General features: G+C 56.8%; 12 protein-coding genes. 3 read left to right on the forward strand and 9 right to left on the reverse strand.

The annotated features are described in order from the left end of the window. The 3 genes from D3M70_RS08015 to D3M70_RS08025 are packed head-to-tail and all read right to left on the reverse strand — an operon-like array spanning window position 1 to window position 5,083. Complete coding sequence (locus D3M70_RS08015) at window positions 1–2,238, reverse strand: hypothetical protein (protein ID WP_120125257.1); 2,238 nt, start codon at window positions 2,236–2,238, stop codon at window positions 1–3. Beyond that, window positions 2,235–3,821 (reverse strand): site-specific integrase, encoded by a 1,587-nt coding sequence (locus D3M70_RS08020; RefSeq protein ID WP_120125258.1) that lies wholly within the window; start codon window positions 3,819–3,821, stop codon window positions 2,235–2,237. The genes D3M70_RS08015 and D3M70_RS08020 overlap by 4 nt, the downstream gene beginning before the upstream one ends. Then, window positions 3,818–5,083, reverse strand: a complete 1,266-nt coding sequence (locus tag D3M70_RS08025; protein WP_120125259.1) for a site-specific integrase — start codon at window positions 5,081–5,083, stop codon at window positions 3,818–3,820. Before D3M70_RS08025 ends, D3M70_RS08020 begins: the two co-directional genes overlap by 4 nt. A 148-nt stretch (window positions 5,084–5,231) precedes the next feature. Here D3M70_RS08025 and ettA point away from each other — a divergent pair, with 148 nt between their 5' ends. Further along, window positions 5,232–6,923 (forward strand): energy-dependent translational throttle protein EttA, encoded by a 1,692-nt coding sequence (gene ettA / locus D3M70_RS08030; protein ID WP_120125260.1) that lies wholly within the window; start codon window positions 5,232–5,234, stop codon window positions 6,921–6,923. A gap of 196 nt (window positions 6,924–7,119) precedes the next feature. On the opposite strand, the gene D3M70_RS08035 is transcribed toward ettA, so the two are convergent. Continuing rightward, window positions 7,120–7,617 carry a GreA/GreB family elongation factor gene (locus D3M70_RS08035; protein ID WP_120125261.1) on the reverse strand — a complete coding sequence of 166 codons (498 nt, stop codon included), beginning with the start codon at window positions 7,615–7,617 and terminating at the stop codon, window positions 7,120–7,122. 87 nt (window positions 7,618–7,704) lie between these two features. Beyond that, a complete protein-coding gene (locus tag D3M70_RS08040) occupies window positions 7,705–8,064 on the reverse strand; it encodes a hypothetical protein (protein WP_120125262.1) in 360 nt (119 codons plus the stop codon). 227 nt (window positions 8,065–8,291) lie between these two features. On the opposite strand from D3M70_RS08040, the gene D3M70_RS08045 reads away from it, so the two are divergent. Further along, complete coding sequence (locus D3M70_RS08045; protein ID WP_120125263.1) at window positions 8,292–9,500, forward strand: multidrug effflux MFS transporter; 1,209 nt, start codon at window positions 8,292–8,294, stop codon at window positions 9,498–9,500. A 473-nt stretch (window positions 9,501–9,973) separates the two neighbouring features. On the opposite strand, the gene D3M70_RS08050 is transcribed toward D3M70_RS08045, so the two are convergent. Next, window positions 9,974–10,192: a hypothetical protein gene (locus D3M70_RS08050; protein WP_120125264.1), complete on the reverse strand. Its 219-nt coding sequence runs from the start codon at window positions 10,190–10,192 to the stop codon at window positions 9,974–9,976. Here D3M70_RS08050 and D3M70_RS08055 point away from each other — a divergent pair. Continuing rightward, window positions 10,191–10,883, forward strand: a complete 693-nt coding sequence (locus D3M70_RS08055) for a helix-turn-helix transcriptional regulator (RefSeq protein WP_120125265.1) — start codon at window positions 10,191–10,193, stop codon at window positions 10,881–10,883. The genes D3M70_RS08050 and D3M70_RS08055 overlap by 2 nt on opposite strands. A 110-nt stretch (window positions 10,884–10,993) precedes the next feature. On the opposite strand, the gene D3M70_RS08060 is transcribed toward D3M70_RS08055, so the two are convergent. The 3 genes from D3M70_RS08060 to D3M70_RS32855 all read right to left on the reverse strand — a co-directional run. Next, window positions 10,994–11,947: an adenosine deaminase gene (locus tag D3M70_RS08060; protein ID WP_120125266.1), complete on the reverse strand. Its 954-nt coding sequence runs from the start codon at window positions 11,945–11,947 to the stop codon at window positions 10,994–10,996. 79 nt (window positions 11,948–12,026) lie between these two features. Then, on the reverse strand, window positions 12,027–12,995 hold the full coding sequence (locus tag D3M70_RS08065) for a 2-oxoglutarate and iron-dependent oxygenase domain-containing protein (protein WP_120125267.1): 969 nt from the start codon (window positions 12,993–12,995) through the stop codon (window positions 12,027–12,029). A gap of 129 nt (window positions 12,996–13,124) precedes the next feature. After that, a partial coding sequence (locus tag D3M70_RS32855) for a BMP family ABC transporter substrate-binding protein (RefSeq protein WP_256659754.1) occupies window positions 13,125–13,519 on the reverse strand: 395 nt, incomplete at its 5' end.

Here is a 13,519-nt window from a genome sequence, read left to right on the forward strand (position 1 = left end):
TTAACCCTCGATCTCATCCAGTAAGGCCAAGACGTCATCCAACGATGGCAACGCCTCTTGCGCCTGGTTCTTTTCAATGACTTTGACTTCGATTAACCCCGACATTGCGGCGGCGTTCTTGGTGAGCGTCCATCCATTGTCTGCGTTCCACACAATGTCACCGTCTTGGAGTTCGGGGTTTTCCAGCGTTTGGATGAGCGCCCCGCACTTAAAGAGCTTCTCACCCAGCTTTGTGGCCGACTCCGATGCTCCAAACACACCACGAGACTGCGCATCCATGGCTTTATCTAGGCGGCGTTTAAGGTCGTCGCGTTCTTCCAGGAGGTTTCTCAGCTTCACGTCATCCCCTTTCACGCAACCAAGGCGCCCGCAGTCCAAACAGGCACCCATTTTCGGGCAGGGCTCGGATGCAAAGTTGTGCACACAAACGCCGAGGTGGGTTTGATGGATAATGCGGTCCTGCTCACCCTCGCGCAGTTCCCTCACATCAGCCAAACTCAGCGGCTGATTGGTTTTGACCTTGCCCAGACGCTGAGCATCGGTACTGTGCTTCGTTTTGGGGTGGTAAGCCGCAACCCTTTGGGTGCGTTCCTCAATGGTTTCATGGTTGTAGACCGATCCCATCGTTGTGCGCCCGGAGAAGGCGTCAATCAGGAGTTGCGACAGACCGGCCTGGTGCATCCGCGTGTTCAATTCGTGCCGAAACGCATGCGTGTTGACCTTGACACCGGGATAGCCATAGCGCTCAAAAAGGCTTTTCTTTTTCTGGTTGTTCGTACCGCCTAATTGCACATTCAATCGGCCAGAGTTCGTCGCCATCTCCACGCCAAACCCGTGTGTCACAGCAACCTTACCTGAGTCTTCAGCCATTGCTCCCGTGCGCACGGTGAACAACGCATCACGGTACTTCACCCGAGCTTTGCCCTCCGTGTACGGCGTGGTGTACGGAAAATCCTTTGGAAGATATTTCTCCCGCAACAGCACATTGAGATTGCGTAGCGTGATCACACGCCGGTCGTCAAGATCAACCCCCTGGACTCTTGGCTTTCCCTTGGCGTAGATCTTTTTCCCTAAACTGGCTTTCCAACTGTCACGGATCTTAGCCAAGAGGGCTCGGGCTGCGGGGCTGAGCGCCTTTTGTTTCTCCAAGCTTTTCAGGAAGTTGGCATTGAATACATTTTGCGGTGTGTGGCGCTCATGAACAGTGAGTTTCAGCGCTGCACAGGCTTCGGCGTACGTAAGGGGTTCATCAGGACTCTTGGGTGGCAGTCCTTCATGGGGCGGAAACTCATCGGGATGGTCTTCCAGCCAGGCGGCATAAGCCCGCGCTTCATCGGTGATCGGTTTCAGTAACGTTATGACCCGCTCGACGACCGGCTCCATCTCAGGCTTAACGACGGGCTTCAGCGTCACCTGGTTCATCTTTTCCGCGTACCAGCGCAGGAACATGCGCGGGTTGCCCTGGGCATCCTCTTTGAATACCAGGCAATCCAATTCAACATCCGCCAATTCACCTACGCGACTAGGTGCACTCAGCAACAGCGCACAGGCGGATGTCACAACGATATCGATAGGGCGGGTCAATTTGTTATTGAACACTTGCCCGAGGGCTCTGATCGCGTCTGGGTTGGGCAGCTTTTTTTCTCGATCCGCTTTTTGCTGCTTGAGGGTGCCACGCGGCCTTTGCGTCAGCGGAGAGGTCCACCGGAAATCCGACTTGAGCAGTTCTTTGGCCCGCATCAGATTGATGACGGCTTCAAGTGCCCGGCCATGCTGGTATGCGGTATTGCCTTTTGTCCAGTGACGGCTCAAGTGCTCGCACGCTTCATTACAGACAGCGGCGGAAACCCGCGTCACATCCCGCGTGCAGGTCGACTCGAACAGGGCGACCTCCAGCGCCTTTAGGGCATTCAGCACGTTGTTAAATGATTTATTCTTCAAATACACCCCCCAGTACACCGCCATGGCTTTGGCAAACTCGGTGAAGGGTGCCTGCATTGCCTTTGGGGCAACTTTGGTCGATTCGAGCGCCGTGAAGCTACAGCTTTGGAATCCATGCGCGTGCCAACTGCCGTCTTCCCAGCGAATACTCGCGTGCACTCGATTGGGAATGCCTTTGGGCAGGGTCTGTTTTGCCCATTCGATAAACTCCGCGAGATGAGCCTCCGCACCCAGGTGGCTCCTAGGCTTAAAATCGACAATGTTGTTCGTAGGTTTTGAATAGAGCGCGTCGGTCATTCACCTTTCCTCCCGGATCGGAGCATGGCCTCACAATCCAGAATCACCTTGCGGCAAGCCAGGATGGCCCGATCCCAGAGCACTCCGGTAGTCAAATCCGTGGCTAGGGTTTGCGCTCGACGACGTTCCAATCGCTCAAGGACTGCGCGGTGATTGGCGTACAGAAGGGGTTGGAATTTTCCGCATGCGTAACAGGTGTACGGAGCATCGAGATGGCAGGCGGCAGTGGCACCGCACACTGCCACATCCTCGATTAGTCGATCCGCTCGATCCCCGTTTGTCGCTGAGGTGCGATCCGTGACGATGATCCCGGTGAACGCATTCACAACCAAGGCCAGATGGTCGCTCATCTTCGCGTCGATTAACGCCAGTAACTCCGGCGATACGGCGCGGTACTTTCGCACTGTCCGAGTATCGTTTTGCATCAGTGCGCGGGCCATCGTCCACTCATCCAACCCCGCATTGGAAAGGTCCGTGCCGAGGGTGTGCCTGAACCGGTGCCCCCGCGTCACTTTCAGCGGCTGATGGGTGCGAGGCGAAATCGGAAAGCCCTCCATCCGCTCGATGCATCCAAGCCAACGCTTGGTCGTGCCTGTTCCGACATGAAAGATCAGCTGCGGCGCGGCTTCTAGGCCTTTTTGAAGGGGGCTATCGAGTAAAACAGGGGGATTTATCCGCTCCCAAGGTTCCGCATCATCATCCAGCTTCCGACGAAAGAGGGGCACATTCTCAATGGCTGCATTCCAGTCGGCACCGTCTGGATACGTTTGCCAGAGTTGCGCCAGAACCATTGCCTTGAAGGCCTGCACGGTATTGTAGAGGTCCTCATCCAGACTGAATGTTTCGGACTTTGCTCGCCAGCCTGCCTCGTCGTCTTTTTGCTTTGCCCAATGAAACCTTACTTTGCAGCCCTGATCGCTCTTCGTGAAATCACCAAAAATCATCATTCGCACCTGAGCGCCACGCTGCCCGTAAATCATCAACAAGCGCAGGTAAAGGTACTGCTCGAAATCTAAGTGTCCGTGACAAAACTGCTCATGTATCCATTGGTGCAGCGCGTCTTGCTCCACCTGCGTGAACGGGCCTTGTTCGGGGTCGAGGCTGAGGATCACATCGTTGCTGGAACGCTTGTTCCTGGGGAGTGCCTGGTAGGCATCGTTCAGGGGGTGCGACGGGCGCTCTTCGAGGGATTCGCAGTTGTGCCAAAACGACATAAAAGCGGCAATGACACTAAACTCACCACTGCTAAAGCGCTCCCGCAGAGCGATTAGGTGATCCTCGTTGAGCGGGTCAAGCCCGGCCTCAGCAGCCCGCGACAACCCACTGGCGGCGTTAGCAACCGTGCCCGCTGCCACATCGGCCATTCGGTACGCCAGGGCGGCGTGCAACCAGGGCTGCCAATCCGGCGAGACGCAGGCAATAGCCGCTTCCCAGTTAACTGAATGATTAGCCGATTTATCCGGTCTCCACATGGGTTGACTCGGTGTGAAAACTTCTCCGCACCTGGCCAAGCGAGGCGTATTTAGCCATGCATCAAGGCTGTCCTTCGTGGGGGCCTGAAGTGCTTCGATCGCGATATTCACTCTGAACTTCCTTGCGTCTGGCCCGCCCTCTGACGGTTGGCTGTAAACCGCTCAGCCCGTTTCTGTATCGCTTTATCTGCCTCTTCCTTCCAAAATTTCGCGCCGTAGTGGCCGGGCATATCCGATTCGGGACTCCAGCCGAACATCCACGTGAGGGTCTTTTGAACCTGCGTGGTGCGATCCTCCGGCGTGAGCACTGCCAGTTTCTCGCGCATGCTTTCCAGCATCGTGTAGACCGCGTCATGCCTCAGAGTATGCGTGTGCACATGAGCCAGCTCCGGTGCTATTTCTCGTATCCTGGACAGAACGCCATCCACTGCCTTGATGGTCAGAGGTCCACCCTCATTTCGCTTGTGTGCCACCAGCAAAAACGGATGCTTATTCGCTTGCGATCTGCCACTACGGGGCTTTCTGTGGCGATATTTCGATTCGTACTCAGTTATTGCGTCATACAGATCATCGGTCATTACCAGCATGCGCTCGTTGGTTTTAAATTGCGGGGCCATCGTTCGTGGATCGAGGCTCTCATCCTCCAAGTTAACCACCGCTAGTTGACGACTGTGCCAGTGAATATCGCTGGTCTTGATAAGCAGCATCTCGGAGCGGCGTAGCCCCATGTCGAGACCCAGCAGCAAAATGATGTAGTTACGCCGCCTGATGGCTTCATCTGAAAAGGGGTTCTCGGGGCTGTCCGGATGCATGACTTCCAGCAATCGAGTTCGTTCCTGACTCGTGAGCCCCTTCATCTCGTGCGTTCGCGTTTTTTTCCACGCAGGTCTGGCCGCTGTAATCTTGCGGTTGGTGCGCTTCTTCAGATCGTCCACCGCCACATATCGTGTTGAGTGATCACCCAACTTGTCGTAGAGGAAGCCCAGATAGTCGCGTACCGCTTCGATTCGCTGCTGCGCATGGGCTTTGCCAACGGATCTGTATGCAGTCGGATGTAAACGTATCCCCGCATACTTCATGGCCAAAGTTTCCTTGCTAAACCCCGCGTCAGACACAAACCTAGAAAGCTCATTATCTGTCAGGTATTGGCTGTGAGGGCGCTGTTCGAGGTGAGAAATCAGATCAATGGAGGAAAAAGCCAGAAACCCCTCAAACACAGCCAGATGCTCAAGGTACTTCTTGGTCGTTTCAAGCGCTCTGCCCGAGTGCTCCATGGTGATGTATAGATTGGGGTAGTAGGCCGGGATGTAGTCTTGCACCAGCAGCTTTCTTCGAGCAGCATTCACCACCTGCTCCATGATCTGGAAACCCATGTTACTCCCTCACAAAACATAACTTTTTTAAGTATAGTCAGCGGTAGCGGTAGATCAACGCAAAACCTAACGTTTTACTTTCCCGATTTTAACCGCCGGTCGCTACCATTCAAGCACTAAAGATAACGGATTAAAGGCGAACCAAACCATGTCAAAAAGTGACAAAACAGGCAAAACAGGCTCTTACGTCTTCACCATGCATCGGCTGAGCAAAGTTGTTCCGCCGAAGCGGGAAATCCTGAAAAACATCTCCCTGTCATTCTTCCCCGGCGCCAAGATCGGTGTTCTGGGCCTCAACGGCTCGGGTAAATCCACGCTGCTGAAAATCATGGCCGGTGTCGACACCGAGTTCGATGGTGAAGCGCGTCCGATGCCTGAACTGAATATCGGCTACCTGCCGCAGGAACCTCAACTGGACCCGAGCAAGACCGTTCGAGAAGTGGTCGAGGAAGCGGTCAGCGTGATCAAGGACGCCCAGTCGCGGCTGGACGAGGTCTACGCCGCCTACGCAGAGCCTGATGCCGACTTCGACAAGCTGGCCGCCGAGCAGGCAAAACTGGAAGCCATTCTTCAGGCCAGCGACGGCCACAACCTCGAGCGCCAACTGGAAGTCGCCGCCGATGCGCTGCGTCTGCCAGCCTGGGACGCCAAGGTCGAACACCTGTCCGGTGGTGAAAAGCGTCGGGTAGCCCTGTGCCGCCTGCTGCTGTCCGCGCCAGACATGCTGCTGCTCGACGAACCGACCAACCACCTGGACGCCGATTCGGTGGCTTGGCTTGAGCACTTCCTGCACGATTTCCCAGGCACTGTGGTCGCCATCACGCACGACCGTTACTTCCTCGACAACGTCGCTGGCTGGATTCTGGAACTCGACCGCGGCGCCGGTATTCCTTATGAGGGCAACTACTCTGGCTGGCTCGAAGCCAAGTCCGATCGTCTGGCCCAGGAATCCAAGCAGCAATCTGCTCACGAAAAGGCCATGAAGGAAGAACTGGAGTGGGTGCGCAAAGGCGCCAAGGCTCGTCAGTCCAAATCCAAGGCCCGTCTGCAACGCTTCGAAGAAATGCAGTCGCAGGAATTCCAGAAGCGCAGCGAGACCAACGAGATCCACATCCCGGCCGGTCCGCGTCTGGGCGACAAGGTCATCGAGTTCAAGAACGTCACCAAGGGCTATGGCGATCGCGTGCTGATCGACAACCTGTCGTTTGCCATGCCAAAGGGCGCCATCGTTGGCGTGATCGGTGGTAACGGTGCCGGTAAATCGACACTGTTCCGCATGTTGATGGGCAAGGAACAACCGGATTCGGGCTCCATCGAGATCGGTGAAACCGTGCAGTTGGCGTGCGTCGACCAGAGCCGCGACGACCTGGACGGCAGCAAGACCGTCTTTGCACAGATTTCCGACGGTTCCGATCAGATCAAGATCGGCAACTACGAAATCCCGTCGCGTACTTATGTCGGCCGTTTCAACTTCAAGGGCGGCGATCAGCAGAAGTTCGTCAAGGATCTGTCCGGTGGTGAGCGCGGTCGTCTGCACCTGGCGTTGACCCTGAAAGAGGGCGGCAACGTCCTGCTGCTCGACGAACCGTCCAACGACCTCGACGTTGAAACCCTGCGCTCTCTGGAAGAAGCCCTGCTGGACTTCCCGGGCGCCGCCATTGTGATCTCCCACGATCGGTGGTTCCTTGACCGCGTAGCGACTCACATCCTGGCGTACGAAGACGATTCGCAAGCTGTTTTCTTCGAAGGCAACTACACCGAATACGAAGCCGATCGCAAGAAGCGCCTGGGCGACGCAGCTGCCCAGCCGCACCGCGTGCGTCACAAAAAACTGGCCTGATTCGGGCTAGCGTCATGAAAAACGGAGCCTCAGGGCTCCGTTTTTTTTTGAAGCTCATTTAGAACTTCTAACCGACGCGATTCCGGTAGGAGTGAGCTTGCTCGCGATGACGGTGGTGCATCTCTTACATCTCCATCGATCCTGCTCCGGTCATCGCGAGCAAGCTCCCTCCCACAGATGGCATGTTAGTGGCAATTCAACCATCCGCCTCAATCTTCAGAATCTCGATCATCTGATCTCCCGCCGGACGATGCCAGTTGACTTCATCCCCGACCTCGGCGCCCAGCAGCGCAATACCTAATGGCGATGCCCAGTTGATCAGATGACTGGCCGCATCCGCTTGATCCTCTCCCACCAACTGCACGCGCTGTTGCTGGTCATGTTCATCGGCGAATGTCACCCAACTGCCGATCTGCACTTTCTCCGTCGAGATCGCAGGCATTACCACTTGGGCACTTTGCAGTCGTTGACTGAAATAGCGCAGGTCACGCTCGATATCGGCCAGCCGTTGCTTGTCTGCACGCTCGCCAAGAGCCGTCTGCTCGCTGTGCTGCGCTTGCAATGCCGCTACATGCGCCTGCAGTTGCGCCAGGCCGCTAGCGGTCACGTAATTGGGATTATCACTGATCTGTCGCTCAACCGGCTGACTGGCTTGAGCGGCGGCACTGTCTTCGTTGACGAAGGCCCGACTCACGTGAGTGCTCCTTATTCATGGCTCATTGAAGTTGGGCCATGTTGGCACCCGGATAGTTTCACCGAATGTCCACAAGCGACTTACATTTCAGTGAGAGCGATACGCCTTGGCAGCATCCTGAGTCTTCTGCTGCTCCCAGGCGCGATCACGGTCGTTCCAGATGCTGTCTCGACCTTGATCCTGAAGACTGCGATTTTCCAGTTGTGCCTGACATTGACGGAAACCATCGCTCCAGCCCTGGGCGTAGATCGTGTCGCGCAAATAGCGCGGCACGTCTTTCTTGTACTGGCCCTTCATGACATCCACCGACTGCCGTCCGCTGCCGCAACCGTCCTGGAAACCATCAGCGAAAGCCGGCGGATAACCTTCGGCCATTAACTGGTCGTGGGTAGACTGACAACCGGCGACGACCAAGCAGCACCACAGCACAACCCAACGCGTATTCATCTTCCGGTTCCTCGACTGATATGAAAAGTCTAGAACCAGATGTGTGAGTTATTTGTAAAAGCGCTGTAGGAAATCCATTAACCGATGCTCGGTACGGCGCCATTAGTTCCGAAATTCCGCTTGACGGCACTGTAGGCTGAAAAACGTTTAGTAATTTTCCTGTCGACGGCCTGAGAAGATTCAGGGTTGTTAAACTGTCGATCTGCACGGATCTGCCTAGGAAAATTATGAACCTCAGAACCATCCTGATTCTCGGTGCACTTAGCGCCTTCGGCCCATTGGCCATCGATTTCTACTTGCCCGGTTTTCCCGCCATTGCCCTGGCTTTCGGCACAGACGACAAACACGTTCAAATGACGCTGGCCTCTTACTTTCTGGGGTTGAGCATCGGCCAACTCGCCTATGGGCCAATTGCTGACCGATTCGGACGTCGTATTCCCCTGCTGTTCGGCGTCGGTCTGTTTACGCTGGCATCGCTGGCATGCGCCTTGGCACCGAGCCTGGAATGGCTGATCGCGGCACGCTTTGTTCAGGCGCTGGGCGGCTGCGCGGGCATGGTCCTGTCACGGGCGATCGTCAGTGATAAATGTTCTCCCGTGGATTCGGCGAAGGTGTTCTCCCAGTTGATGCTGGTGATGGGGCTGGCGCCGATTCTCGCGCCGATGCTGGGCGGACTGCTGGTGAACAGCTACGGCTGGCAGACGATTTTTCTGACCTTGACTGTGTTCAGCGCGATGACGGCTGTCGCCGTGGCCATGGGACTGCCTGAAAGCATGCCGGCTGGCCATCCACGATTGCCGCTTTCGGGTGCGTTGGGCGCTTACTGGCGTCTGTTCGGCGACCGGATTTTCCTCGGACATGCATTGACCGGCGGCATTGCTATGGCCGGTATGTTTTCGTACATCGCAGGCTCACCATTCGTGTTCATCAAGCTGTATGGCGTACCGGCCGAACATTACGGCTGGCTGTTCGGCACCAACGCAGCGGGGTTCATCCTCGTCGCTCAGATCAATGCCCGGCTGGTAGGTCGTTTCGGCCCTGCGTGGTTGTTGTCGCGCATGGTCTGGTTGTATTTAGGCGCGGCACTGGTGCTGCTCGGGATTGCCTCGCTGCACACCGAGAAGCTCTGGCCGCTGCTGGTCCCGCTGTTCATCTACATAGCCAGCCTAGGTTGCATCATTCCCAATGCTTCGGCATGCGCGATGGCCGGGCAGGGCAAGCGTGCCGGCAGTGCTTCGGCGCTTCTGGGCTGTCTGCAGTTCAGCGTCGCGGCGGGAGCAGCCGCTCTGGTCGGTGTGCTGCACGACGGCACAGCGGTGCCAATGGCCACCGTCATTTCACTGTGTGGCGTATTGGCGGTCAGCCTTGCGATGGTCACGCGCCACGCACAGCAGAAGCGCGACGCGTTGATACCGCACCAGGACGTTCGTATTTGACTGGCAGGGCGTCCGGTGATGACCGTTCATTGCCGCACGCCCTGAACGCCGCTTCGAACGCGAGGTGTTAAAAACTGTGATTACGACTGTTCCAAATTGATAACGCTTTAATGGGGCTCGAGACCAGTGAGGTTCTTTACTACTTAAAAAATAGAAATTTCTTACATGACTCGTTTGTCGGACAAAACAGGACACCCCGTCACGTTAAAAAGTCCCTCGAAGGTCATTGCGGACGAGCTTTTTTTCTTGAGAGTTTTTGGAGTTTTGGCTGTAGGCATTTGCCCAGACCTGCGAGAAGTGCATTCAACAATAAATCTCCAGAGGCCAGATAGTGCGTGCTTTTCGAGCTCGCCGATAGAAGATTTTCGCAGAATTGGCCCGGCGACTCTTTGACCAAGGTTTGTCGATACGCCTGACAGGCCCCAATGCCAGCCTGCGGGAGGCCAATTCTTGGGCAGGGCGCAGCGCTTATACTATGCGGCCAGCATTAGCCCGATTAATTGAAGCACGTCGAAACTGTCGTGGTTGCATAAGAAAATCTGCATTGCCCCACACTTTATGCTGCCTGAAGTTTCGATGATGTGATGCAAGTCAAAGCCATTGCCCGTTCCAGGCAACGATGATGGCTGCATAACGTAAGTGGCAAGTCGGTCACCGTAATAGACGAATGTTTCAACAGGGAGTGAAGACATGGAACATGCACCTTGCATCAGTCAGATTGCCGCGCTGCTGGCCGATCCAAAACGCAGCGCGATGATGTGGGCGTTGATGGACGGAACATCGCGGGCGGCCGACGAGTTGGCGCTGTTGGTGGGCTTGTCCACCTCATCGGCGGGTGCGCATCTGGCGCGACTTGCTTCAGGCGGATTACTGCGGCAGGAGACGAGAGGACGAAAGCGTTTTTTCAGGCTCGCCGCGCCTGAGGTCGCAATGGCCGTCCAGGCATTGGCCAGTGCGTCGATGGTCAGCGCCGAGGTGGTCAGTCGAAGCGTCGCTCAACCGCTGCCGCCCTTGCCATTACGCCATGCGAGTATCTGTTCCGATCATCTGGGTGGAGAGCTGGCCACCGAGTTGTATCACCGGATGCTGGGCGCCGGCTGGATCGAACAGTGCGACCAGCGTCTGGAAGTGACCAGCATCGGAGTCTCCCGATTCGCCGAACGGGGAATCTTCATTCCTGCACTGGCGCACCGGCAGCGTGAGACCGTCTGCGCCTGCGCCGACTGCAGTGAACGCAACCCACATCTGGGTGGTGCTCTGGGGGCTGGGTTGCTGCAGTTGTTCATGCAACTGGGGTGGTTGCGCACCACGGAGGAGGCCAGCACCTTGCAGATCTCGTCCAATGGGCAGCGCGAAATCAGCAAGATTGCGTCGGCGGCCTGAGGGGCTCGCAGCGCAATCGAAGACATTTTTTTAGTGTCCCGGCTTGCCAGCGGTGGCCTTCGAATGACGACCGCCGCCAGGCCGTATTGCTGCGCCGAAGCTTTATCGGGTCAAGGCTTGACCAACCGCGCGTCCAGGCTGTTCTGCGCCAGACGCTTGGCCTGATCCTGCGTCATGCCCAGATGCTCATGCAATGCATGGAAGTTCTCGGTTACATAACCGCCGAAATAGGCAGGGTCGTCGGAGTTCACAGTGACCTTCACGCCCCGCTCGAGCATGTCGAGAATGTTGTGCTGGCCCATGTGATCGAACACGCAGAGTTTGGTGTTCGACAGCGGGCAAACCGTCAGCGGGATCTGTTCGTCGATGATGCGCTGCATCAGACGCTCATCCTCGATGGCGCGCACTCCATGATCGATTCGCTCGATCTTCAACAGGTCAAGTGCCTCCCAAATGTACTCAGGCGGTCCTTCCTCGCCCGCATGGGCCACCGTCAGGAAGCCTTCGTGGCGTGCACGGTCGAACACTCGCTGGAACTTGCTGGGTGGGTGACCCATTTCCGAACTGTCCAGACCGACCGCGACGAAGGTGTCGCGAAATGGCAGGGCCATGTCGAGGGTCTTTTCCGCCTCTTCTTCGCTCAGGTGGCGCAGGAAGCTGAGTATCAGGCCGCTGCTGATGCCAAGTTGCTGCTTGCCGTCTTTCAATGCACCGGAAATGCCGTTGAGCACGACCTCGAACGGGATACCACGATCGGTGTGGGTCTGCGGATCGAAGAACGGTTCGGTGTGAATGACGTTCTGGGCCTTGCAGCGTTGCAGGTAGGCCCAGGTCAGGTCATAGAAATCCTGCTCGGTTCGCAGCACATCCGCGCCCTGATAGTAGAGGTCGAGAAACTCCTGAAGATTGTTGAAGGCATAGGCCTTGCGCAGGGTTTCGACGTCGTTCCAGGGCAGGGCGATCTTGTTGCGTTCAGCCAGGGCGAACAGCAGTTCGGGCTCCAGCGAGCCTTCCAGATGCAGGTGCAATTCGGCCTTGGGCAGGGCGTTCAACCAGTCGTACATGTGCTTTTCTCATCAGGTGCAATGGCGGGCATTCTACAGAGTTGAGTGCGACGGCTGGTTAAAAACCTGACCGGACGGTTCAGACCTCTGCCTTCTGCTCTCTTCTGTAGGCGTAGGTGTCGGCAAAGCGTGACAGCAGAAACTCGGCACAGGTGGTCGGCGGATACAGCGGCGGATGGTTGTCGTCGGTACACCCCGGCAGACATTCGACGCGGGTGTCGGGGTGAGGTTCGGCGAAGAACGGCATCGAGTATCGATCGACGCCCAGCGGGCTGACCACTCGATGCGGCGTCGAAACGTACTGGTCGTTGCTCCAGCGCGCCATCATGTCGCCCAGATTGACCACAAACGTGCCTTCGATGGGCGGGGCGTCGACCCAATGCCCGCGCACGTCCCGCACTTGAAGACCTCCGGCGACATCCTGATAGAGCAGGGTGATGCAGCCGTAATCGGTATGAGCGCCCGCACCTTGCTGATGCTCGCTGGTAGCAGTATGACGGGGCGGGTAATGAATCATCCGCAGCACACTGACCGGTTGTTCAAAGCGCTGATCGAAGAAATTCCGCTCGATGCCCAGTGCCGGCGTCATGGCCCGCAGCAAGGTCAACGCCAGTGCCTGCATGTCCTGATAATGCTGTTCCATCAGCTTTTGCCAGCCCGGTAGTTGCGGATGACGATTGGGGCCGCGCAGGGGTTTTCCAGCCAGCACGTCCGGGTGATCCGCGGGCAGATGCAGGCCCATGTCGAATGTTTCTTTCAGATCGCTCGGCAGGCTGGGGTCAAGTTGCTCCGTTGCAATGGCCCCGTAACCGCGATGATGGTTGCTTAGGGTGATGTCGATCTTGAGTTTTTCGTCCATGGGCTGGGCAAAAAACTGCCGGGCGCTGTCGATCACCTGTTCGATGCGCTCGGCGCTGATCGGATGGCCCTTGATATAGAAGAACCCCCACTCACGGCACGCGGCGTCGATCTGCCGGGCTACGGTGTGCCAGGCTTGATCGTCGTTGGCGTACAGCGGGGAGATATCGATGACGGGAAGCGGGTTCATGTGGGCTCCATTTGTGCACCTGTCACTGTAGAAGCGCTTGCTCACGGTGCGGGTGTCAGGTCCCCACATGTGGCTGACGGAATGCAATCGCGGGCAAGCGCTTCTACGGTTAGCTGGATCAGAACGGGGTTACTTCGGCAATTCCGCCTTCACGCCTTCAACGTAATAGTTCATCGAGGCCAGTTCGGCATTGGTCGCCACGCCGCCTTCCGGAATCTTCACAGCGCCGGTCTGGTCCTTGATAGGACCTGTGAATGGATGGAATGCACCGCTTTCGATGTCGGCGATGATTTTCTGCGCTTCGCCTTTCACGTCAGCAGGCACCAGATCGCTGATCGGTAACTCAACTGTTCCTTCTTTCAAACCGCCCCAGTAATCCTGGGATTTCCAGGTGCCATCGATGACCGATTGAGTGGCCTGAATGTAATGCGGGCCCCAGTTGTTGACGATAGACGTCAGTACCGCTTTGGGCCCGAAGTGCGCCATGTCCGAGGCATAACCCACTGCGTAGACACCACGACGCT

The sequence above is a fragment of the Pseudomonas sp. LS-2 genome, assembly GCF_003605735.1.
Taxonomy (GTDB): domain Bacteria; phylum Pseudomonadota; class Gammaproteobacteria; order Pseudomonadales; family Pseudomonadaceae; genus Aquipseudomonas.

Excerpts from the sequence above, each read along its gene's own strand:
- D3M70_RS08015 (WP_120125257.1), bottom strand. The coding sequence starts at position 2,238 with ATGACCGACGCGCTCTATTCAAAACCTACGAACAACATTGTCGATTTT.
- D3M70_RS08025 (WP_120125259.1), bottom strand. The coding sequence starts at position 5,083 with ATGGGTTTCCAGATCATGGAGCAGGTGGTGAATGCTGCTCGAAGAAAG.
- ettA (WP_120125260.1), top strand. The coding sequence starts at position 5,232 with ATGTCAAAAAGTGACAAAACAGGCAAAACAGGCTCTTACGTCTTCACC.
- D3M70_RS08040 (WP_120125262.1), bottom strand. The coding sequence starts at position 8,064 with ATGAATACGCGTTGGGTTGTGCTGTGGTGCTGCTTGGTCGTCGCCGGT.
- D3M70_RS08045 (WP_120125263.1), top strand. The coding sequence starts at position 8,292 with ATGAACCTCAGAACCATCCTGATTCTCGGTGCACTTAGCGCCTTCGGC.
- D3M70_RS08055 (WP_120125265.1), top strand. The coding sequence starts at position 10,191 with ATGGAACATGCACCTTGCATCAGTCAGATTGCCGCGCTGCTGGCCGAT.
- D3M70_RS08050 (WP_120125264.1), bottom strand. The coding sequence starts at position 10,192 with ATGTCTTCACTCCCTGTTGAAACATTCGTCTATTACGGTGACCGACTT.
- D3M70_RS08060 (WP_120125266.1), bottom strand. The coding sequence starts at position 11,947 with ATGTACGACTGGTTGAACGCCCTGCCCAAGGCCGAATTGCACCTGCAT.
- D3M70_RS08065 (WP_120125267.1), bottom strand. The coding sequence starts at position 12,995 with ATGAACCCGCTTCCCGTCATCGATATCTCCCCGCTGTACGCCAACGAC.